Raw genomic sequence first — 22,352 nt, forward strand, 5'->3', positions numbered from 1 at the left:
GACAATCCGGGCATGAGCTTGCTTGCTGAAGACACCGAGGTCGCGAACCTGGGACTGCGCTGGAAACCCGGCTTTTCGACCCTGGGGCCCGCGTTTTTCACCGAACTGCGCCCGACGCCCCTGCCCGATCCGTACTGGGTGTGCCGCAGCGACGCCGTGGCGCGCGAACTGGGCCTGCCGCCCGACTGGCATGCGTCGGCCAGCACGCTGTCGGCGCTGACGGGCAGCACGCCCATCGCGGGCACTCACCCTTTCTCCACCGTCTACAGCGGCCACCAGTTCGGCGTGTGGGCCGGCCAGCTGGGCGACGGCCGGGCCATCACCATCGGCGAGACCGAAGCCGGCCTCGAACTGCAGCTCAAGGGCGCGGGCCGCACGCCCTACTCGCGCGGCGGCGACGGCCGCGCCGTGCTGCGCTCCAGCATCCGCGAATTCCTTTGCAGCGAGGCCATGCATGGCCTGGGCATTCCGACCACGCGCGCGCTCTGCGTGACCGGATCGGACGCCCGCGTGCGGCGCGAAGAACTCGAAAGCGCGGCGGTCGTCGCGCGCGTGGCACCCAGCTTCATCCGCTTCGGTCACTTCGAGCACTTTGCGGCCAACCAGCGCGAAGACGAGTTGCGCGCGCTGGCCGACCACGTCATCGACCGCCACTACCCCGCCTGCCGCACCACCGAACGCTTCGGCGGCAACGCCTACGCCGCGTTCCTGCAAGCGGTGAGCGAACGCACCGCCGCCCTGCTCGCCCAATGGCAGGCCGTGGGCTTCTGCCACGGGGTGATGAACACCGACAACATGAGCATCCTGGGGCTCACCATCGACTACGGCCCGTTCCAGTTTCTGGACGGCTTCGACCCGCGCCACATCTGCAACCACAGCGACACCAGCGGGCGCTACGCCTTCAACCAGCAGCCCAACGTGGCGTACTGGAACCTGTTCTGCCTGGCGCAGGCGCTGCTGCCGCTGATCGGCGAGCAAGAGGTGGCCGTGGCCGCGCTGGAGTCTTACAAGACGGTGTTCCCCACCGAATTCGAAGGCCGCATGCGCGCCAAGCTGGGCCTGGCCGATGCGGCCGAAGGCGACCGCGCGCTCATCGAGGGCGTGCTCAAGCTGATGGCCGCGGGCAAGGTCGACTACACGATCTTCTGGCGCCGGCTGTCCGACCACATGGCCGGCGGCAACGTCGAACCGGTGCGCGACCTGTTCCTGGACCGCGACGGCTTCGACGCCTGGATGCTATCGTTTTCAGAGCGTCATACGACCACTGGACGAGCGCAAGCGGCCGATTTGATGCGCAAGTCGAACCCCAAGTTCGTGCTGCGGAACCACCTGGGGCAGCAAGCCATCGAAGCAAGTCAGCAAAAGAACCACGCGGGTGTGGCAACCTTGCTGGCCCTGCTGGAAACCCCTTTTGACGACCATGCCGGCGCCGACGCGTATGCCGGCTTTCCGCCCGACTGGGCCTCCACGATTGAAATCAGCTGCTCCTCATGACCGCTCCCGTTGAAAAGACCGACGCCGAATGGAAAGCCCTGCTCGCTGACAAAGGCGCCGAGCCGGCCGCCTTCGAAGTGACGCGCCACGCCGCCACCGAACGCGCCTTCACCGGCAAATACGAAGCCCACTGGGACGACGGCACCTACCACTGCGTGTGCTGCGGCGCCAAGCTGTTCGAGTCGGGCACCAAGTTCGACGCGGGCTGCGGCTGGCCCAGCTTCTCCGAAGAAGCCGTGCCCGGCGCCATCCGCAACATCGTCGACCGCTCGCACGGCATGGTGCGCACCGAGAACGTCTGCGCGAACTGCGGCGCCCACCTGGGCCACGTGTTCCCCGACGGCCCCACCGAAACCGGCCTGCGCTACTGCATGAACTCGGCTTCGCTCGACTTCCAGAAAAAATGAAACTGATCCTCGACTTCTTCCCGATCCTGCTGTTCTTCATCGCCTACAAGCTGGGCGACATCTACACCGCCACCGGCGTGCTGATGGCCGCCACCGTGGCGCAGATGGCCATCATCTACGCCATGGAGCGCAAGCTGCAGGCCATGCAGAAGGCCACGCTGGTGCTGATCCTGCTGTTCGGCACGCTCACGCTGGTGCTGCACGACGACCGCTTCATCAAGTGGAAGCCGACGGTGCTGTACGGCGCGATGGCCATCGCGCTGGCGGTGGCGCTCTGGGCGCTGAAGAAGAACTTTTTGAAGATGCTGCTGGGCCAGCAGCTGGAGCTGCCCGAGCGCGTTTGGGGCAGGCTGAACGTGGCGTGGATCGGCTACTGCCTGTTCATGGCACTGATCAACGGCTACGTGGCGGCGTACTTCACGACCGAGGCCTGGGTCAACTTCAAGCTTTGGGGCTATGCGTTTCCCATCGTCTTCCTGGTGGCGCAGGGCCTGTACATCGCGCCGCACCTCAAAGAAGACAAGCCCGCGGCATGACGACCCCCACGACCATTCCCCTGCCGACCGTGGCAGCGATCGAAGCAGCGCTGCGCGACGCGCTGGCGCCCACGCAGCTCGAGGTGATCGACGAAAGCGCCGCGCACGCGGGTCATTCGGGCGCCAACGCCGAGGGCTTCGGCACGCACTTCCGGGTGCGCATCGCCTCCCCCTTGTTCGACGGAAAGCCCCGCGTGGCGCGGCATCGGCTTGTGTATGATGCCCTCCAGGTTTTTATCGCACAGGGTCTGCACGCCATCGCAATCGAGGTGCTCTGAGTCGTTCAACGGAAACGCACGCCGAATGTGCCGTGATTCCGGGCTCCCCTTCTTTCCCTCGTTCACGTCTCTCTCCGCTTTCTTCCACGCGCGTTTTCCTACACGCGCATTTCCTTCCCAGCTCGATATTCATTCCATGAAAAAACAAATCTTGCAGGCCGTCGCGGCCGCAGTGCTGCTCGGTGCCACGTCCATGTCTGCGCTGGCGCAGAACGCAGCCATCGTGAACGGCAAGCCGGTGCCCAAGGCCCGCATGGACGTTCTGGCGCAGCAACTGGCAGCCGCCGGCCGCCCGGTGACGCCTGAAATGCAAAGCCAGCTGCGCGAGGAAATCGTGGCGCGCGAAGTGTTCATGCAGGAAGCGCAGAAGCAGGGCCTGGACGCCAACGAGGACTACAAGAACCAGCTCGAACTTGCCCGCCAGGCCATCCTGATCCGCGCGCTGTTCGAGAACTACCGCAAGACCAACCCCGTGTCGGACGCCGACGTGAAGGCCGAGTACGACAAGTTCGTGGCGGCCAACGGCGGCAAGGAATACAAGGCGCGCCACATCCTGGTGGAAACCGAAGACCAGGCCAAGAAGATCATGGCCGACCTGAAGAAGGGCGCCAAGTTCGAAGACATCGCCAAGAAGCAGAGCAAGGACCCGGGTTCGGGCGCCAACGGCGGCGACCTCGACTGGGCCAACCCCGCGAGCTTCGTGCCCGAGTTCTCGGAAGCCATGATCAAGCTCAAGAAGGGCGAGACCACCCCGGCGCCCATCAAGACGCAGTTCGGCTATCACATCATCCGCGTGGACGACATCCGCCAGGCGCAACTGCCGAAGCTGGAAGAAGTGAAGCCGCAGATCACGCAGCAGCTGCAGCAGCAGCGCCTGCAGAAGTACCAGGAAGACCTGCGCGCGAAGGCGAAGGTCGAGTAAATCGATTTCAGATGGAAGAAAGGCGACCTGCGGGTCGCTTTTCTTTTGGGGCAAACCTGGTAGACCGGGGCGCAGCACACCCATCTGCGACACTCGCGACCTCCCGCACACCTCCGCTCGAAGCCCGCACGAATGCAAGCCGCAGCCTGGCCTCCCACCGAAAAGAACTAGCGCCCTCCGGCACTGCGCACCCTCACGGGTGCACGGTCATCGGGCGTCGCCCTGCCCCGCCGCAACCTGGCGGGGCCATCGTCGTTCTTTCGTTTTCGGAGAATTCCTGTGCTCACATTCAATGCACTGATGGCGCACGCCATCCCCCTGGTTCCGCGCGTCCTCGTTCAAAAGGCATCCCGCCGCTACATCGCCGGAAGCACCGTCGACGAGGCGGTCGCGCGCATTCGCACACTCAATGCCCTCGGTTGCGCCGCAACCGTCGACGTCCTCGGCGAAGTCGTGGCAGACCTGCGGCAGGCTGAGCGCACTGCCGATGAATACATCGAAGTACTCGACGCTGTTCATGCGCATGATCTATCCGCCAACGTATCCGTCAAACCCTCGGCCTTGGGCCTTTTGCTCGACGAGGCACAGTGCGAGCAAAACATCCTGCGCATCGTCCGCGCGGCAGCGCGCCACGGCAACTTCGTTCGCGTCGACATGGAAGACGCAAGCTGCACGCAGCGAGAGATCGATCTGCTCGGCCGCCTGAGGCCGCGACACTCGAACGTCGGCCTTGTTCTGCAGGCTTACCTCAAGCGGACCTATCGCGACATCGAGCTGCTTCTGAGCCCAGAACAGAATCTGCGGATATGCAAGGGCATCTACGTCGAAGACAGCCAGCATCTGGTGGACGGCGCGTGGCAAGACAGACGCACCATCAATGCGCACTTTCTGCATCACGTGGACCGTTGCTTCGACACCGGCACCTTCGTCGGTGTCGCCACGCACGACGCCGCATTGGTTGCCAGCGTGATAGCGCTGGCACGCAGTCGAAACGTTGATCGCTCCCGCTTCGAATTCCAGATGCTGCTCGGTGTGTGCGAACCGTTGCGCGACCAATTGCTGCAGGCCGGCTACGCCGTGCGCATCTACGTGCCCTACGGCAAGGACTGGTACGGCTACAGCACCCGTCGCATCAAGGAGAACCCGCAGATCGCCGGGCATCTGGTGCGGGCACTGCTGAACCGCTGAAGGCCCGACGCGTCGCAGCGGCTCTCAATGCCGCTGCGGCCGAATCAACCGACCCAGCGACGCGCGTTGCGCCAGATCTGCATCCACGGGCTCAGCTCGCTCCTGTCGCCCGGCGTCCAGCTCATCTGGATGTTGCGGAACACGCGCTCCGGGTGCGGCATCACCGCGGTGAAGCGGCCGTCCGGCGTGGTCACCGACGTGAGGCCGCCCGTGCTGCCGTTCGGGTTGAACGGGTACTGCTCGGTCGGCTGGCCGTGGTTGTCCACGAAGCGCATGGCCGCGATGGCCTTGGATGCGTCACCGCGGTGCTTGAAGTTGGCATAGCCCTCGCCGTGCGCCACCGCGATCGGCAAACGGCTGCCGGCCATGCCCGCGAAGAAGATGCTGGGCGACTCGAGCACCTCGACCATCGACAGGCGGGCCTCGAATCGCTCGCTCTGGTTGGTGGTGAAGCGCGGCCAGGCTTGCGCGCCCGGAATGATGTCGGCCAGCTCGGCGAACATCTGGCAGCCGTTGCACACGCCCAGGCCGAAGGTGTCTTGGCGGCCGAAGAAGGCCTTGAACTGCTCGGCCAGCTTCGGGTTGAAGGTGATGCTGCGAGCCCAGCCGATGCCGGCGCCCAGCGTGTCGCCGTAGCTGAAGCCGCCGCAGGCGACCACGCCCTTGAAGTCGGCCAGGTCGGCCCGGCCCGTCTGCAGGTCGGTCATGTGGACGTCGAAGGCCTCGAAGCCGGCCTCGGTGAAGGCGTAGGCCATCTCGACGTGCGAGTTGACGCCCTGCTCGCGCAGGATGGCGACCTTGGGGCGGTTCTGGAGGATGGCAGGCGCGGCAGGCGCAGCGCCATTGAGAAAGACATGCATGCCCGGGTCCGAAGGCAAGCCGGCGGCCGCGTGCTCTGCATCGGCACAGGCCGGGTTGTCGCGCTCGCGGGCGATCTTCCAGCTGACCGAGTCCCACACCTGGTGCAGGTCGTGCAGGCTGGCGCTGAACACCGACTTGGCGTCGCGCCAGACTTCGAGCTTGCCCTTGCCGGCGTCCATGGCCGAGCTGACGGGGCGCGTCTTGCCGACGAAGTGGCTGTGGGCGCTGAGGCCGTGGGCGCGCAGCAGCTGCATCACCTCGTTGCGCTCGGCAGTGCGCACCTGAAGCACCATGCCCAGCTCTTCGTTGAACAGCGCCTTGAGCGTGAGCTCCTCGCGCCGCGCGCTGACCTGCTGCGCCCAGTTCTTGGCGTCGCCGGTTTCCATGCGGCTGTCGGAAATGCCGTCGCCTTCGGTGACCAGCATGTCGACGTTCAGCGCCACGCCGACGTGGCCGGCAAAGGCCATTTCGCACGCGGTGGCGAACAGGCCGCCGTCGCTGCGATCGTGCATGGCCAGGATCTTGCCGTCGGCGCGCAGCGCGTTCACGGCGTTGACCAGCGCAACGAGCTTCGCCGGGTCGTCGAGGTCGGGCACGGTGTCGCCGCTCTGGTTGAGCGTTTGCGCCAGGATGCTGCCGGCCATGCGGTGCTTGCCCTGGCCCAGGTCGATCAGCACCAGCGTGGTGTCGGCCTCGGTGGCGTCGAGCTGCGGCGTGAGCGTGCCGCGCACGTCGGCCAGCGAGGCGAAGGCGGTGACGATCAGGCTCACGGGCGACGTGACCTTCCTGGCTTCGTCGCCGTCTTTCCACTGCGTGCGCATCGACAGCGAATCCTTGCCGACCGGAATCGACACGCCCAGCGCCGGGCACAGCTCCAGGCCCACGGCCTTGACGGTTTCGTACAGCGCGGCGTCTTCGCCGGGCTCGCCGCAGGCGGCCATCCAGTTGGCCGACAGCTTGACGCGCGACAGCTCGATGGGCGCGGCCAACAGGTTGGTGATGGCCTCGGCCACGGCCATGCGGCCCGAGGCCGGCGCGTCGAGCGCGGCCAGCGGCGTGCGTTCGCCCATGCTCATGGCTTCGCCGGCAAAACCCTTGTAGTCGGCCAGCGTCACGGCGCAGTCGGCCACCGGCACCTGCCACGGGCCGACCATCTGGTCGCGGTGGCTCATGCCGCCCACCGTACGGTCGCCGATGGTGATCAGGAAGCGCTTGGAGGCGACCGTCGGATGCGCGAGCACGTCGATGGCGGCCTTCTGCAGGTCGACGCCGGTGAGGTCCAGCGGCTTGAAGCTGCGGGCGACGGCCTTGACGTCGCGGTGCATCTTGGGCGGCTTGCCGAGCAGCACGTCCATGGGCATGTCGACGGGCTGCACCTTGGCGCCCTCATCGGACACGAGCAGCTGGCGCTCCTCGGTCGCCACGCCGACCACCGAGAACGGGCAGCGCTCGCGCTCGCAGAAGGCCTTGAACTGTTCGAGCGATTCGGGCGCGATGGCCAGCACGTAGCGCTCCTGGCTCTCGTTGCACCAGATTTCCTTGGGGGCCATGCCCGACTCTTCGAGCGGCACGGCGCGCAGGTCGAAGCGCGCGCCGCGGCCGGCGTCGTTGGTCAGTTCGGGGAACGCATTGCTCAGGCCGCCCGCGCCCACGTCATGAATCGCGAGGATCGGGTTGCCCGCGCCCTGCTGCCAGCAGTGGTTGATGACCTCTTGCGCGCGGCGCTCGATTTCGGGGTTGCCGCGCTGCACCGAGTCGAAGTCGAGCTCGGCCGCGTTGGCGCCGGTGGCCATCGAGCTGGCGGCGCTGCCGCCCATGCCGATGCGCATGCCGGGGCCGCCGAGCTGGATCAGCAGCGAGCCGGCCGGGAACAAGATCTTCTTGGTCTGGGTGGCGTCGATGCTGCCGAGGCCGCCCGCGATCATGATGGGCTTGTGGTAGCCGCGCTGCACCGTGTCGATGTCGCTCGCCACCGTTTGCTCGTATTCGCGGAAGTAGCCCAGCAGGTTGGGACGGCCGAACTCGTTGTTGAACGCGGCGCCGCCCAGCGGACCCTCGGTCATGATCTGCAGCGGGCTGGCAATGTGCTCGGGCTTGCCGTAGTGACCATCTTCCGGCCAGAGCTTCGACACGGTGAAGCCGGTCAGGCCGGCCTTGGGCTTGGAGCCGCGGCCGGTAGCACCTTCGTCGCGAATTTCGCCGCCCGCGCCCGTCGAGGCGCCCGGAAACGGGGAAATGGCGGTCGGGTGGTTGTGCGTCTCGACCTTCATCAGCACGTGGGTCAGCGCGCTCTGTTTGCCGTAGCTCTGCGAGCCCGTGGCCGGAATGAAGCGCTCGATGGTCGCGCCTTCCATCACCGAGGCGTTGTCGGCATAGGCGATGACCGTGTGCTGCGGGTTCTGCTTCTCGGTGTGGCGGATCATCGAGAACAGGCTTTGCGGCTGCGCCTTGCCGTCGATGGTGAAGTCGGCGTTGAAGATCTTGTGGCGGCAGTGCTCGCTGTTGGCCTGCGCGAACATCATGAGCTCTACGTCGCTGGGGTTGCGGCCGAGTCGGGTGAAGGCGTCGACCAGGTAGTCGATCTCGTCTTCCGCCAGCGCCAGGCCGAAGCCGGTGTTGGCCGCGACCAGCGCCGTGCGCCCGCCGGCGAGCACGTCGACCTGCGCCATCGGCGGGGCCGGCAGCTCGCTGAACAGGCTGGCCGCCTGCTCGACGGTGGCCAGCACCGATTCGGTCATGCGGTCGTGCAGCGGGCCGGAGGCAGCCGCCAGCGCGTCGCCCGCGAGCACCGGCGCCTTGCCGATCAGCGGCGACTTGAGCTTCAGGTGGTATTGCGTGACGCGCTCGACCCGGCGCAGCGCCAGGCCGCAGTTGTGGGCGATGTCGGTGGCTTTCGACGCCCAGGGCGACACGGTGCCCAGGCGGGGCGTGACCACCACCGAGGTGAGCGCCTTGGCCGGCGCCTCGAAGGGTTCGCCGTAGGTCAGCAGCGCCGCGAAGCGCTCGCAGCCAGCCGCATCCAGCGCCGCGTCGGTGACCACCAGGTGAACGAAACGGGCCGAGATGCCCTCGATGCGCGGCTCGATGGCCTGCAGCTTCGGCAGCAGCTGCCGTGCGCGGAAGTCGCTGAGCGCGCTGCCGCCCTCGAACATGGTTACGACAGGAAGGGCTTGAGGTGCGGGCTGCGTCACGGTCGATGGGGCCTCGGGGGCCGCGTTGGGAATCAAGGAATCGAGGCGAATGGCCGCTGACTGGGGTCATCCGCGTTAACCCGGGATTTTAGGCCATCGCCGGGCCGCCCCAAGAGGGCCGCCCCCTCGGCGGGGCAGCGGGGACACGAAGTGCCCGCGTTGGGGGCAGGTTCGCTTCTCGATGGGATAATTCCGGGGATGAGCATTAACTACAAAGACGCTGCGGGCATCGAAGCCATGCGGGTCGCATGCCGCCTGGCCTCCGAGGTACTGGACTACCTCACGCCCCTGATCAAGCCCGGCATCACGACCAACGATGTCGACCGCCTGGCCGCCGACTACATGGTCAAGCAGGGCACCACCTCGGCCACGGTGGGCTACATGGGCGCCAGCAGCGTGCCGTTTCCGAAGTCGCTGTGCACCTCGGTCAACCACGTGGTCTGCCATGGCATTCCCAATGACAAGCCCCTGAAGAAGGGCGACATCATGAACGTCGACGTCACCGTCATCAAGGACGGCTGGTTCGGCGACAACAGCCGCATGTACGTGATCGGCGACAGCTCGATCGCGGCCAAGCGCCTGTGCTCCATCACCTTCGAGGCCATGTGGCACGGCATCCTGCAGGTGCGCCCCGGCGCCCACCTGGGCGACGTGGGCCACGCGATCCAGAAGTTCGCCGAAGGCCAGGGCTTCTCGATCGTGCGCGAGTTCTGCGGCCACGGCGTGGGCCAGCGCTTCCACGAAGAACCCCAGGTGCTGCACTACGGCCGCCCGGGCACCATGGAAGAGCTCAAGCCCGGCATGATCTTCACCATCGAGCCCATGATCAACGCCGGCAAGCGCGACGTGAAGGAAGACTTCAAGGGCGGCCAGTACGACGGCTGGACCATCGTCACGCGCGACCATTCGCTGTCGGCCCAGTGGGAGCACACGGTGCTGGTCACGGAAACCGGCTACGAGGTGCTGACGCTGTCCGAAGGCAGCCCTGCGCTGCCCTCGTTCGTCACCGCCACCAAGACCTGACGCGCAAGCGAGCGGCCCGGTCGTGATCGAAGCAGCCAAGATCGACGTGGCGACGCTGCGCGAAGCCTATCGCGCGAAAAAGCTCGCGCTGTTCGACACCCTGCGCTTTGCGCGGGCCCCCACCCGCAGCGTGCACACGGTGCTGCGCCAGCTCTCGGCGCTGGCCGACGAGACGCTCGGCGCCCTGTGGCAAGAGGCCGGCTTCGGCGAATCGCTCGCGCTGGCGGCCGTGGGCGGCTTCGGGCGCGGCGAGCTGTTTCCGTACTCCGACGTCGACGTGCTCCTGCTGCTGCCGCCCGAGGGCGACGCCAGCACCATCGACCCGGCCCGCATCGAGGCCTTCATCGGGCAGTGCTGGGACGCGGGCCTCGAAATAGGCTCCAGCGTGCGCACCGTCGACGAGTGCCTGTCCGAGGCCGAGAAGGACGTCACCGTCCAGACCTCGCTGCTCGAAGCCCGCCTGATCGCCGGCGACAAGAAGCTCTTCACGGCGTTTCGCCGCCGCTTCACCCGCGCCATCGATCCGCAGGCCTTCTTCGTGGCCAAGTCCCAGGAAATGCGGCACCGCCACCAGAAGTTCGACAACACGCCCTATGCGCTGGAGCCCAACTGCAAGGAATCGCCGGGCGGACTGCGCGACCTGCAGACCATTCTCTGGATGACCAAGGCCGCCGGCTTCGGCAGCCGCTGGGACGACCTGGCCAAGAACGGCCTGGCCACCTCGTTCGAGGCGCAGCAGATCAAGCGCAACGAGGCCCTGCTCTCGCTCATTCGCGCGCGCCTTCACGTGATTGCCAACCGCCGCGAAGACCGCCTGGTGTTCGACCTGCAGACCGCCGTGGCCGCCAGCTTCGGCTACGAGGGCGAATCGCAACGCAAGTCGAGCGAGGCGCTGATGCGCCGCTACTACTGGGCGGCCAAGGCGGTGTCGCAGCTCAACCAGATCTTGCTGCTCAATATTTCTGAGCGCCTGCAGCCCAGCGCCGAGCAGCACACGCCGATCAACGAGCGCTTCTACGAGCGCGCCGGCCTGATCGAGATTGCCAGCGACGACCTTTACGAGCGCGAGCCGCACGCGGTGCTCGAGACCTTCCTGCTCTACCAGAAGACCATCGGCGTGCAGGGCCTGTCGGCGCGCACGCTGCGCGCGCTGTACAACGCGCGCCACGTCATGGACAGCAAGTTCCGCAACGACCCGGTCAACCACGCGACCTTCATGCGGATATTGATGCAGCCCTACGGCATCACGCATGCGTTCCGTCTGATGAACCAGACCTCGGTGCTGGGGCGCTACCTGCGGGTGTTCCGCAGCATCGTGGGCCAGATGCAGCACGACCTGTTCCACGTGTACACGGTGGACCAGCACATCCTGATGGTGCTGCGCAACGTGCGCCGCTTCTTCATTGCCGAGCATGCGCACGAGTACCCGTTCTGCTCGCAACTGGCGGCCGGCTGGGACAAGCCCTGGATCCTGTACGTGGCCGCCCTCTTCCACGACATCGCCAAGGGCCGCGGCGGCGACCACTCCACCCTGGGCGCGCGCGACGTGCAGCGCTTCTGCAAGCAGCACGGCATTTCCCGCGAAGACTCGAAGCTCATCGAATTCCTGGTGGCCGAGCACCTGGTGATGAGCCAGGTCGCGCAGAAGCAGGACCTGAGCGACCCCGAGGTCATCGGCGCCTTCGCCCGGCGCGTGGGCAACGAGCGCTACCTGACCGCGCTGTATTTGCTGACCATCGCCGACATTCGCGGCACCTCGCCGCGCGTGTGGAATGCCTGGAAGGGCAAGCTGCTCGAAGACCTGTACCGCTACACGCTGCGGGCGCTGGGCGGACGCATGCCCGACCCGGATGCCGAGGTCGAGTCGCGCAAGCGCGAGGCCTTGGTGCTGCTGGCCCTGCACGCGCAGCGCTTCGAGGCGCACAAGGCCCTGTGGGACACGCTCGACGTGGGCTACTTCATGCGCCACGACGCCACCGAGATCGCCTGGCACGCCAAGCAGCTCTCCCGCTTCGTGCCGCCGCGCAACGTGCCGATCGACCCGAAGGCGCCGCCCATCGTGCGCGCGCACCTGTCGCCGGTGGGCGAAGGCCTGCAGGTGGTGGTCTACACGCCCGACCAGCCCGACCTGTTCGCGCGCATCTGCGGCTACTTCGACCAGTCGTCCTTCAGCATCCTGGACGCCAAGGTGCACACCACGAGCAACGGCTATGCGCTGGACACCTTCCAGGTGGTCACCACCTTCCTGCCCGACCACTACCGCGACCTGATCAGCATGGTCGAGTCGGGCCTGGGGCACACGCTCACGGAGGCCGGCGCCCTGCCCGCGCCCAGCATGGGCCGCGTGTCGCGCCGGGTGCGCAGCTTTCCGATCAAGCCGCGCATCAGCCTGCTGCCCGACGACAAGGCGCAGCGCTGGCTGCTCAACATCTCGGCCAGCGACCGCGCCGGCCTGCTGTACTCGGTGGCCCGGGTGCTGGCGCGCCACCACCTGAACCTGCAGCTGGCCAAGGTCACGACCCTGGGCGAGCGGGTGGAAGACACCTTTCTCATCAGCGGTCCGGAACTCCAGGGCCAGAAAACGCAGCTCGCGATCGAGACCGAGTTGATGGAAGCACTGGCGTCCTGAGCCCACCGATTGGGGTCGGCACAACGGGTCTCCGGGGTTTTAGTGCGATGAAAGGTTAACCATTGCTCTATCGCCGTCAAAATACGGGGCATGGAATCTCTGATTGAACGGCTTTCCGACTCGGTTTCTTCGGCCAAGACACTCGAAGACCTGGCGCGTCCGATGCTCGAAATGCTCGAAGTGGTCACGGGCCTGGAGTCGACCTACCTCACGACCATCGACCTGAGCGAGGGCCTGCAGCGCGTGCTCTTCGCCCGCAACGCGGGCGCCATGAACATCCCCGAGGGCCTGTCCGTGCCCTGGTCCGACACGCTGTGCCGGCGCGCCCTCGAAGAAGGCCGCCCCTACACCGACGACGTGGCCACCCGCTGGGCCGATTCCGAGGCGGCCCGCGAGCTGGGCATCCGCACCTACGTGAGCACCCCGGTGCGCACCGACAGCAACGGCCTGTACGGCACCTTGTGCGCCGCGAGCGCGACGGCGCAGCCGCTGGCGCCCCATGCGGAGGCGGTGCTCCAGCTCTTTGCCAGGCTGATCGCCCAGCAGGTCGAACGCGAAATGCTGGTCGTGGAGCTCCGCAAGGCCAACGCCGAGCTGGCCGCCCACGCCTCGACCGACGCGCTCACCGGGCTGCCCAACCGCCGCAGCCTGATGGACACGCTGCGCCGCCTTCTCGCCCACGGCGAGCGCGAGGGCCGAAGCGTGCTGGTCGGCTTCATCGACATGGACGGTTTCAAGAAGATCAACGACACGCACGGCCACGACATCGGGGACGAATTCCTGTCCGCCATGGCCGGGCGGCTGTCGGCTTCGCTGCGGGCGAGCGACGTGCTCGCGCGCTTCGGCGGCGACGAGTTCGTGGTAGTCGGCGCCGGCCCTGCGCACGACGAATCGCCGCGCACCGCCGCGCGGGCGCTCGCCGACCGCCTGGGCGAAGGCACCATCGGCGAACTGCGGCTGAACCAGACCATGCTCGACTACGGCGGTGCCAGCGTGGGCGTGGTGGCCGTCGACCCACGCACCACGTCCGCCGAAGAGGCCTTGCGGCTGGCGGACGACGCCATGTACGCCGTCAAGCGCAGCCGCCATGCCGCGACAGGCACAAGGCAAGCGTCGTCCAGCTGAATGAACACCCGCCTGGTACGCCTGGAAAACGCCCTGGGTTCGCTCAAGGCGCGCATCACGATGGGCGGGATCATGGCACTGGTGCTGGGCATCGGCGTGATCACCACCGTACTGGTGCAGCGCACCGAGCACGACCTGCTGGAGGCGCAGCGTCAGCGCGAGATCGTCGAGGCGGTGCGCACGGCCGCGCTGCTGGGCCACAAGGTGATCCAGCTGCAGCGCGGGCTGCAGTCGGTGGGGCAGGTGCTCGACGAGACCATGCTCGACGACCCGGCCGCGCTGAACGCCTTCATGCGCGACAAGCCGATGCTGCAGAATTTCTTCGCCACCATCTACATCGCCGGCGCGGACGGGCAGGTGCGCGTGATGGTCGACGAAAAGGGGATCTACCGGCCCGAGCTGAACGTGCGCGACGGCGCCAACTTCCGCCGCACGATGGCCGAAGGACGCCCGCTGGTCGGCGAGGCCCAGGTGGGCCCGATCACCGGCGAGCCGATCGTCGTGTTCAGCCAGCCGCTGCGCAACCGCAACGGCGTCTTCGGCGTGCTCGCCGGCACGCTGCGCCTGTCCAGCCGCGACCTGCTCGCCGGCCTGGCCGACGCCCAGGAAAGCGACCGCGGCGCGCTGATGGTCGTCACCGATGCGCAAGGCCAGATGCTGACGCACCCCGACTGGCGGCGGCTGATGCATCCGATCACCGAAGAACCCCGGCTCGCGCAGGCTTTCAAGGAATGGCAGGCCGCGGGCAGCCCGGTCGAGTCGCAAGGGTTGTTGCTGGCCCAGCCGCATCAGATCGCCAGCGTGGCCGGCGTGCCCGGCCCCGACTGGATGGTATGGCGCGCGCGCGCCGAAACCGAGGTGCTCGCCCCGGTCAAGGCGGCACGCCAGCAGGCCATGGCATGGGCCGCCAGCTTGGTGGCCGTGGTGTCTGCCGGCATGTTCCTGACCCTGTGGTGGCTGCTGCAGCCGCTGATGCTGCTGGAGCGGCGCGCGCAACACATGTTCGACGGCGCCATGCGCCCCGAGGACGGCTGGCCCAAGGCCGACGGCGAAATCGGCCATCTCGGCAAGGTGCTGCGCGACGTCGGCGTGCAGCGCGCCGAACTGGAGCGCCTGAACGGCGAAATGATCAGCAAGCTGCGCTCGGTGATGCGCTCGGCGCCCATCGGCATCGCGTTCATCCGCGACCGGCGCTTCGAGCTGGTGAGCGACGAGCTGTGCCGCCTGCTCGCCTATGACGACAAGGACCTGCTGGGCCAGGCGGTCGACCTGATCGTGGTGCCGCCGGAAGACGACCAGCCCGCGCTGGCCGCGCTCGAGAAGGAGGCTTTTGCCAGCAGCAATTCCTACGTGGGCGAATGCCGCATGCAGCGCGGCGACGGCACCCGGTTCTGGGCCCGGCTGCGCAGCCGGCCAGTGGATTCGGAGCACACCGATTTCGGCTCCATCTGGACGGTGCTGAACATCGACGAGCAACGCAGCGCCCGCAAGGCGCTCGAATGGTCGGCCGCCCACGACGGCCTGACGGGGCTGGCCAACCGCCAGCGCTTCGACCAGCACGCACTGCGGCTGATCGAGGCCCGGCCGCTGTCGCTGCCGGCGGCCATGGTGTTTATCGACCTCGACCATTTCAAGAAGGTGAACGATACCGGCGGCCACCTTTCGGGCGACGCGATGCTGCGCGCGGCGGCCGCGGCCATCATGTCGCGGGTGCGCTCGAACGACCTGGCCGCGCGCATCGGCGGCGACGAGTTCGCGCTGCTGCTCGAGCAGTGCACGCACGAGGCGGCGGTGCGCGTGGCCGAGGACATCGTGGCCTCCATCTCCGCCATTGCCTTGCCATGGATGTCGGGCAGCCTGCACGTGGGCGCCAGCGTGGGCGTGGCCAGCCTGTCGGGCGACATCGATTCGGTGGAAGACTGGATCTCGGCGGCAGACGCCGCCTGCTACGCCGCCAAGGCGGCAGGCCGCGGCGTGGTGCGCGCCGGACTGGCGCCGCGCGCGCCCGTCGCCGCGCGAATCGTCGCCAACAGCATCGAAAAAAGCGCTGAAAACAACGCCGACGACTGAATTTGAATCCGCCAAGTGTGTCAAGTCGTATCAGAGGCGTACGATTTGTGCATTCGTTGGCAAAAAGAGGGGTAGCCTGTTTGGCCAGTCCCGCAATTCAGACAGTCTGACGCTCAAAATGCAATGAAAAGTTCGCATTTGTTGTCAACCGTTAATCGATCTCAGAGAATTCACCGACATGGACACTGGCGCGACGCTTATTCAGTATTACGAGAGGAACTCCTGCAGTGCGCAATGGCTGGAATTCAACCGCGGCCTGGCTGCCGAGTTGAGCGCCGGTTTGCCGCCCGAGGACCTGCGGCAACTGTTCTTCCGTATCGGCCAGCGTCTGGCGAACTCCCTGCCCGTGCCGCTTTGCGCCACGCTCGATGACTTGCAGGACCAGTTCAATGCGCGCTGGAACGGCATCGACTGGGGCTTCACCGTGCTGAGCGAAGAAGCCGACGGCGTCGCCATCACACACGCCTGCAGTCCCCTCGCCGTGGCGTTCGGCCCCGACGCCACCAGCTGGAGCACCGGCTTTTTCGAAGGCGTGTACCAGGGTTGGTTCGATTCGCAGCACATGCCCCCCGAACTCAGGGTGCAGTCGCTGCAGCCCGATGCGCAGGCCGGTCCCCGCATCGACCTGCGGCTGTCGAAAGTCGTGGCATGAGCAACCCCGACGAACCGACCCCGGAAGACATTGCGGGCCTGTTCCGCAAGTTCGGCGGCGATGCCCACGGCTACAGGGAATTCTCGCCGCCCGAGACCGAGGGTGAAGCGCCTCGCGCCTGGGCCTTGCTGTCCGGCGAGAAGATCTCGCACCCGCCGGTGCAGGCTGCCGCAGCGGCGGCGCCTGCGCTCGCTCCGGCCAGCGCACCTGCCCCGCCTCTTGCCTGGGCGCCATCGCCTTTGCCGGCACCGGTCGCAGCGCCGGCGCCGCTGTTCGCCGCGCCGCAGGCCCGCATCGAGCCCGTGCTGGCGCCGTTGCACGCACCGCAGCCGCTGGGCGCGCCGCCGGCACGACCCGCCGTCGCTCCCGCCGCGGCGTTGGCCGCCGTGCCTGCCGCTGCAATGGCCGGTGCGCCCGGCGCTGCGAGCACACCGCTCGAACAGCTGTTCGAGCGCCTGGTCTCGCCGCAGCCCCCTGCCGCACCGCCCGGCCCCATGTCCCGCTGGCGAAGGCCGACGTGACATGGTCGTCATTCCGGTCATTTCATCCAAGGGCGGCGTAGGCAAGACCACGGTCACGGCCAACCTGTGCACGGCGCTTGCGCAGCGCGGGCGCCAGGTGCTGGCGATCGACCTCGATCCGCAGAACGCCCTGCGCTTTCACATTGCCAACGAACCGCAGGCTTGCGACACCGGCCTGGTCGAGGCCGCCACCGGCCTGATGCCCTGGGCGCGCGCCATTCGCCCGGCGCATGGCGGCGTCATGCTGCTGCCTTTTGGCGACGTCGACGACGAACGGCAGATCACGTTCGAACAGCAACTGGCCCGCAGCCCCGGCTGGCTGGCCGAGACACTGGTGCGCTTCGGCCTGCCCGCCGACATGCTGGTGGTGCTCGACACCCCGCCCGGCCCGTCGGTCTACCTGCAACAGGCGCTGCGCGCGGCCCAGTTCGGCGTGGTCGCGGTGCTGCCCGACGCAGGCTCGTTCGCGACCCTGCCGATCGTCGAACGCATGCTCGACAAGTACGCACGCCCGCGCGCCGACTACTTCGGCACCGGCTACGTGGTGAACCAGGTCGACCCCGGCAAGCGCCTGAACCACGACGTCTTTGAAATGCTGCGCCAGAAGCTGCGCCCCGACCTGCTGGGGGTGCTGCACCTGGACCAGGCCGTGCCCGAGGCGCTGGCCTCGGCGGTGCCGGTGCAGCGCTACGCACCGATGAGCCAGGCCACGCAGGACATTGCCTCGTGCACCGAGCGGCTGCTCGAGCGCGTCGATGCCGGCCGGCATCGGCAGCAACTGGCGCACGAACTGGAGCAAGCCCAAAACCCGTTTTCTCCGCGCAACATGGAACAGACACGATGAAAAGCGCCTCGTCCGGCCCGCTGGAGCAACCCGCTCCGCGCCCCGCCCCCGCCTTGCTGCGCCTGCTGCCGGTGCGCATTGCCGGCTGGCTCGCGGCGCTGGTGCTGCTGCCCGCGCTGATCATCGCGCCCATGACCTTCGAGCAGCAGATCGTGCTGTCGGTGGGCATCTTCGCCGCGGCGCTCATCACCAACCGGATTCGCGGTCGTTTCGCCAGCCTGGTGCTGATCTTCCTGTCGGTGGTCGTGTCCTCGCGCTACACCTACTGGCGCGTGACCGAGACCATGTTCATGGACAACCCGGTCGACCTGCTGCTGGGCCTGGGCCTGCTGATGGCCGAGGTGTACGCGTTCATCGTGCTGCTGCTGGGTTACATCCAGACCGCCTGGCCGCTGGAGCGCAAGCCGGTGCCGCTGCCGGAAGACCCCGCCGAGTGGCCGACCATCGACCTGTTCATTCCCACCTACAACGAGGCGCTGTCGGTGGTGCGCTCGACCGTGCTGGCGGCGCAGTCGATCGACTGGCCGCGCGACAAGATCAAGATCTTCGTGCTGGACGACGGCCGGCGCGACGAGTTCCGCGTGTTCTGCGAAGACGTGGGCGTGACCCACGTCACGCGCGACAACAACCTGCACGCCAAGGCCGGCAACATCAACGCCGCGCTGAAGAACACCACGGGCGAGTTTGTCGCGATCTTCGACTGCGACCACATTCCCACGCGCTCGTTCATGCAGATCGCCATGGGCTGGTTCGGGCGCGACGCCAAGCTGGGCATGGTCCAGCTGCCCCACTATTTCTTCTCGGCCGACCCGTTCGAGCGCAACCTGGACACCTTCGGCACGGTGCCCAATGAAGGCGAGCTGTTCTACGGCCTGATCCAGGACGGCAACGACCTGTGGAACGCCACCTTCTTCTGCGGCTCCTGCGCGGTGCTGCGCCGGACCATCGTGGAAGAGGTGGGCGGCATCGCGGTGGAAACCGTGACCGAGGACGCCCACACCGCGCTGAAGATGCACCGCCGCGGCTACAGCACGGCCTACCTGGCGCTGCCGCAAGCCGCCGGCCTGGCCACCGAAAGCCTGTCGGGCCACGTGGGCCAGCGGATTCGCTGGGCGCGCGGCATGGCGCAGATCTTCCGCATCGACAACCCGCTGTTCGGGCGCGGCCTGCACTGGGCGCAGCGCCTGTGCTACGTGAACGCGATGCTGCACTTCTTGTACGGCCTGCCGCGGCTCATCTACCTGACGGCGCCGCTGGCCTACCTGTACTTCGGCGCGAGCGTGATCCATGCCTCGGCGTCGATGATCTTCGCCTTCGCGCTGCCGCACATCCTGCACGCCAACCTGACCAACAGCCGCATCCAGGGGCGCTTTCGATACCTGCTGTGGAACGAGGTGTACGAGGCCGTGCTGGCCTGGTACATCTTCCGCCCGACGCTGGTGGCGCTGATCAACCCAAAGCTCGGCAGCTTCAACGTGACGGCCAAGGGCGGCCTGATCCAGAAAGAGTATTTCGACAGCACCATCGCCAAGGCGAGCCTGGTGCTGCTGGCGCTGAACTTCGTGGGCGTGTGCCTGGGCGTGTGGCGCCTGACCTGGGTCGACCCGCAGAACATCGCCACCGTGTGGCTGAACCTGGCCTGGACCATCTACAACCTGATGATCCTGGGCGCCTGCGTGGCCGCGGCCAACGAGTCGCGCCAGCTGCGCGGCGCGCACCGCGTGGACCTGGTGCTGCCGGCCACGCTGTACTTTGCCGACGGCCGCTCGCTGCGCTGCAACACCTTCGACTTCTCCAGCGGCGGCCTGGGCGTGGAGCTGCCCGACGACCTGAAGCTCGACCTCGAAACACCGGTGCAGGTGGCGCTGTACCGCAACGACCAGGAGTCGCGCTTCGCCTCCACCGTGCGCTTCAGCGCCGGCAAGCGCCTGGGCCTGCGCTTCGCACCGATGAGCTTCGCGCAGGAGCGCGCGCTGGTGCAGTGCACGACCGCGCGCGCCGACATTTGGGCAGCGCGCTGGGGCAACCATCCGCGCGTGCCCATCCACCGGGTGCTCGGCCACATCATCAGCATCAGCGGCACAGGTTTTCGCGACATGTTCAGCCATTACTACCGTTCGGCCGCCTCGCGGCTGCGCCCCGTCAAAGCCAAGGAATCCACGTGACGACCACCCAGCGCGCGCACCGTCGCGCCGTGACCCCTGCTCGCGTGGCTTCCCGCTCGCTTTCGCACTCGCCCGCCGGCGCCACGCTGCTGACGGTGGCCCTTTTAGGCGCTTTTGCTGCTTTCGCCGGCAATGTCCGGGCCCAGCCGCGCCCGCTGGCGCCACCGCCCTCGACCAGCGCACAGGCGCCGGCCGGTGCGGCTGCCGCGCCGGCCGCACCAGTCACCACCGCGCCGACGGCGTCCGCGTCCCGCGCAGCCGCTCCGGTCGTCGCCGCCGGCGCGCCTGCCGCCTCGCCGGCCGCCGGTGCGGTGCGCGAGTTCAACCTCACGCAGCTGGGCATCGACTACGCGGTGCAGCTGCGCGGCATCAGCGGCACGGTGGGCATTCCGTTCAACGTGCGCGCCGACGAGCTGGTCACGGCCGCCTCGTTCAAGCTGAACTACGCATATTCGCCCTCGCTGATTCCCGAGCTGTCGCACCTGAAGGTCACGGTGAACGACGTGCTGGTGGCCACGCTGGCGGTGAACCGTGCCGACGCGGGCAAGCCGCAGACAGCCGACATTCCGATCGACCGGCGCCTGATCACCGAGTTCAACCGCATCAACGTCGAGCTGATCGGCCACTACACGCGCGAGTGCGAGGACCCGTCCCACACCAGCCTGTGGGCGCGCATCGACGCCACCAGCACGCTGAAGCTGACCGTGGCGCCGCTGAAGCTCACGAACGACCTGGGCTCGCTGCCCCAGCCCTTCTTCGACCGCCGCGACGTGCGGCGCGCGCGCATTCCGTTCGTCTTCGGCGCGCCCGCGGCGGGCCCGGTGCTCGAGGCGGCCGGCGTGCTGTCGTCGTGGTTCGGCTCGCTGGCCGACTACCGCGGCGCGACCTTCCCCGTGTCCAACGGCGAGCTGCCGAACGGCCACGCGGTGGTGTTCGTCACGCCGGAGTCGAACATTCCCGGCCTCACGCTGCCCGCCATCCAGGGCCCGGCGCTGGCCGTGGTCGACAACCCGCAGGACGCCTCGGGGAAGCTGCTGCTGGTGATGGGCCGCACGCCCGCCGACCTGCGCACCGCCGCCGCCGCGCTGGCGCTCAACAGCAAGGCCTTCGCCGGCGCGCAGGCCGCGGTCACCGCGTTCCAGGAGCCGCCGGCGCGCAAGCCCTACGACGCGCCACGCTGGATTCCCAGCGACCGCGCGTTGCAGCTCGGCGAGCTGACCACTGCCGCCGACCTGTCGGTGACCGGCTACAACCCCGACGTGGTGCGCGTCAACCTGCAGTTGCCGCCCGACCTGTTCACCTGGCGCAGCCGCGGCATTCCGCTCGACCTGCAATACCGCTACACGCCGCGCGTGCGGCCCGACCAGTCGACGCTGAACGTCAACGTCAACGACAACTTCATCGGCGGGCTGCCGCTGCGCTCGGCCAACCCGGCCGGCGACCGCTGGTGGAACCCGCTGGCCGTGAAGCTGATGCCCGACGGCACGCTGGCCGAGCACAAGGAAATCATCCTGCCGCCGCTGGCCATGGGCGCGCGCAGCCAGCTGCGCCTGCACTACTACTTCGAGCCCGTGGGTGGGCGCTGCGTGCCGCAGCTGGACAACGTGCGCGGCTCGATCGACCCGACCTCCAAGATCGACGTGTCGGGCTTCCCGCACTTCATCGCCATGCCCGAGTTGGCGGCCTATGCCAACGGCGGCTTCCCGTTCTCGCGCATGGCCGACCTGTCGGACACCGCCGTGATCCTGCCGGACCAGCCCGACAACAACGACACCGAGACCTACCTGGGCCTGCTCGGCCAGATCGGCCGCTCCACCGGCTACCCCGCGCTGCGCGTGAAGGTGGGCCGCTCGGGCGAGGCGGCGCAGTGGGCCGACAAGGACCTGCTGGTCATCGGCAACCTGCAGAGCCAGCCGCTGTTCACGCAGTGGGCGGACAAGATGCCGCTCAAGCGCAACGGCAATTCGCCGGAGCTCAAGGTCAACAGCTGGATCGACAACGCCGTCGACTTCGTGATCGGCGCGCGCACCCGTGAAGACTTGCCCGGCGCGATGCAGATCGCGGTGGGCGACGACGGCCGCGACGCGGTGCTGGCCGGCTTCGAGTCACCGCTTCGCAGCGGGCGCAGCGTGATTGCCGCCATCACCACCGCGGGCTCGAAGGAAGCGCTGCTCAACGCGCTGATGACGCCCGACCTCCTCAAGAGCGTGCAGGGCAGCATGGCCATCGTGCGCGACACGCAGGTCAACAGCGTGCTGGGTGGCGACACCTACTACGTCGGCCGCCTGCCCCCCATCGCCTGGGTGCAATGGAACCTGTCGCGCAGCCCGCTGCTGCTGGGCGCGCTGGTGATCGTGCTGGCCCTGCTGGGCGCGGCCGTGTCGTATGCGGGCCTGCAACTGCGGGCGCGCCGTCGCCTGTCGGTCAACAAGCCCAAATAATCTTT

The 22,352-nt window shown here is 67.6% G+C and carries 16 protein-coding genes; 15 read left to right on the forward strand and 1 reads right to left on the reverse strand.

Going from position 1 to position 22,352, the window contains the following annotated elements:
• The first annotated feature begins 12 nt into the window (after window positions 1-12).
• From ACSFA5_RS30900 to ACSFA5_RS30925, 6 genes are all read left to right on the forward strand, one after another.
• Window positions 13-1,494, forward strand: a complete 1,482-nt coding sequence (locus tag ACSFA5_RS30900; RefSeq protein ID WP_435447869.1) for a protein adenylyltransferase SelO — start codon at window positions 13-15, stop codon at window positions 1,492-1,494.
• Window positions 1,491-1,901, forward strand: coding sequence for a peptide-methionine (R)-S-oxide reductase MsrB (msrB, locus tag ACSFA5_RS30905; protein WP_435447870.1), 411 nt, complete (start codon window positions 1,491-1,493; stop codon window positions 1,899-1,901). The genes ACSFA5_RS30900 and msrB overlap by 4 nt, the downstream gene beginning before the upstream one ends.
• Window positions 1,898-2,437 carry a septation protein A gene (locus ACSFA5_RS30910; RefSeq protein WP_435447871.1) on the forward strand — a complete coding sequence of 180 codons (540 nt, stop codon included), beginning with the start codon at window positions 1,898-1,900 and terminating at the stop codon, window positions 2,435-2,437. The genes msrB and ACSFA5_RS30910 overlap by 4 nt, the downstream gene beginning before the upstream one ends.
• Window positions 2,434-2,715 (forward strand): BolA family protein, encoded by a 282-nt coding sequence (locus ACSFA5_RS30915; protein ID WP_435447872.1) that lies wholly within the window; start codon window positions 2,434-2,436, stop codon window positions 2,713-2,715. Before ACSFA5_RS30910 ends, ACSFA5_RS30915 begins: the two co-directional genes overlap by 4 nt.
• Window positions 2,716-2,851: 136 nt before the next feature.
• Window positions 2,852-3,637 (forward strand): peptidylprolyl isomerase, encoded by a 786-nt coding sequence (locus ACSFA5_RS30920; RefSeq protein ID WP_435440315.1) that lies wholly within the window; start codon window positions 2,852-2,854, stop codon window positions 3,635-3,637.
• Between the two features lie 279 nt (window positions 3,638-3,916).
• A complete protein-coding gene (locus ACSFA5_RS30925; protein WP_435447873.1) occupies window positions 3,917-4,825 on the forward strand; it encodes a proline dehydrogenase family protein in 909 nt (302 codons plus the stop codon).
• A 44-nt stretch (window positions 4,826-4,869) separates the two neighbouring features.
• On the opposite strand, the gene purL is transcribed toward ACSFA5_RS30925, so the two are convergent.
• On the reverse strand, window positions 4,870-8,838 hold the full coding sequence (gene purL, locus ACSFA5_RS30930) for a phosphoribosylformylglycinamidine synthase (protein ID WP_435447959.1): 3,969 nt from the start codon (window positions 8,836-8,838) through the stop codon (window positions 4,870-4,872).
• A 237-nt stretch (window positions 8,839-9,075) separates the two neighbouring features.
• On the opposite strand from purL, the gene map reads away from it, so the two are divergent.
• The 9 genes from map (at window position 9,076) to bcsB (ending at window position 22,347) form a co-directional block, all read left to right on the forward strand.
• Complete coding sequence (gene map, locus ACSFA5_RS30935; protein ID WP_435447874.1) at window positions 9,076-9,900, forward strand: type I methionyl aminopeptidase; 825 nt, start codon at window positions 9,076-9,078, stop codon at window positions 9,898-9,900.
• Between the two features lie 22 nt (window positions 9,901-9,922).
• Window positions 9,923-12,529, forward strand: a complete 2,607-nt coding sequence (locus ACSFA5_RS30940) for a [protein-PII] uridylyltransferase (protein ID WP_435447875.1) — start codon at window positions 9,923-9,925, stop codon at window positions 12,527-12,529.
• A 90-nt stretch (window positions 12,530-12,619) separates the two neighbouring features.
• Window positions 12,620-13,654, forward strand: a complete 1,035-nt coding sequence (locus ACSFA5_RS30945) for a sensor domain-containing diguanylate cyclase (protein WP_435447876.1) — start codon at window positions 12,620-12,622, stop codon at window positions 13,652-13,654.
• Complete coding sequence (locus ACSFA5_RS30950; RefSeq protein WP_435447877.1) at window positions 13,655-15,724, forward strand: sensor domain-containing diguanylate cyclase; 2,070 nt, start codon at window positions 13,655-13,657, stop codon at window positions 15,722-15,724.
• Between the two features lie 178 nt (window positions 15,725-15,902).
• Window positions 15,903-16,376, forward strand: coding sequence for a cellulose biosynthesis protein BcsD (gene bcsD / locus ACSFA5_RS30955; RefSeq protein ID WP_435447878.1), 474 nt, complete (start codon window positions 15,903-15,905; stop codon window positions 16,374-16,376).
• The gene (locus ACSFA5_RS30960) at window positions 16,373-16,897 is read left to right on the forward strand and encodes a BcsR/BcsP family cellulose biosynthesis protein (RefSeq protein WP_435447879.1); all 525 of its coding nucleotides are present in this window, start codon (window positions 16,373-16,375) and stop codon (window positions 16,895-16,897) included. The genes bcsD and ACSFA5_RS30960 overlap by 4 nt, the downstream gene beginning before the upstream one ends.
• A gap of 1 nt (window position 16,898) precedes the next feature.
• Window positions 16,899-17,741 carry a cellulose biosynthesis protein BcsQ gene (gene bcsQ / locus ACSFA5_RS30965; protein WP_435447880.1) on the forward strand — a complete coding sequence of 281 codons (843 nt, stop codon included), beginning with the start codon at window positions 16,899-16,901 and terminating at the stop codon, window positions 17,739-17,741.
• Window positions 17,738-19,906, forward strand: coding sequence for a UDP-forming cellulose synthase catalytic subunit (gene bcsA, locus ACSFA5_RS30970; RefSeq protein WP_435447881.1), 2,169 nt, complete (start codon window positions 17,738-17,740; stop codon window positions 19,904-19,906). The genes bcsQ and bcsA overlap by 4 nt, the downstream gene beginning before the upstream one ends.
• Window positions 19,903-22,347, forward strand: a complete 2,445-nt coding sequence (bcsB, locus tag ACSFA5_RS30975) for a cellulose biosynthesis cyclic di-GMP-binding regulatory protein BcsB (RefSeq protein WP_435447882.1) — start codon at window positions 19,903-19,905, stop codon at window positions 22,345-22,347. The genes bcsA and bcsB overlap by 4 nt, the downstream gene beginning before the upstream one ends.
• The last annotated feature ends 5 nt before the right edge of the window (window positions 22,348-22,352 follow it).

This window comes from Variovorax monticola, assembly GCF_051216855.1.
Taxonomy (GTDB): Bacteria; Pseudomonadota; Gammaproteobacteria; order Burkholderiales; family Burkholderiaceae_C; genus Variovorax.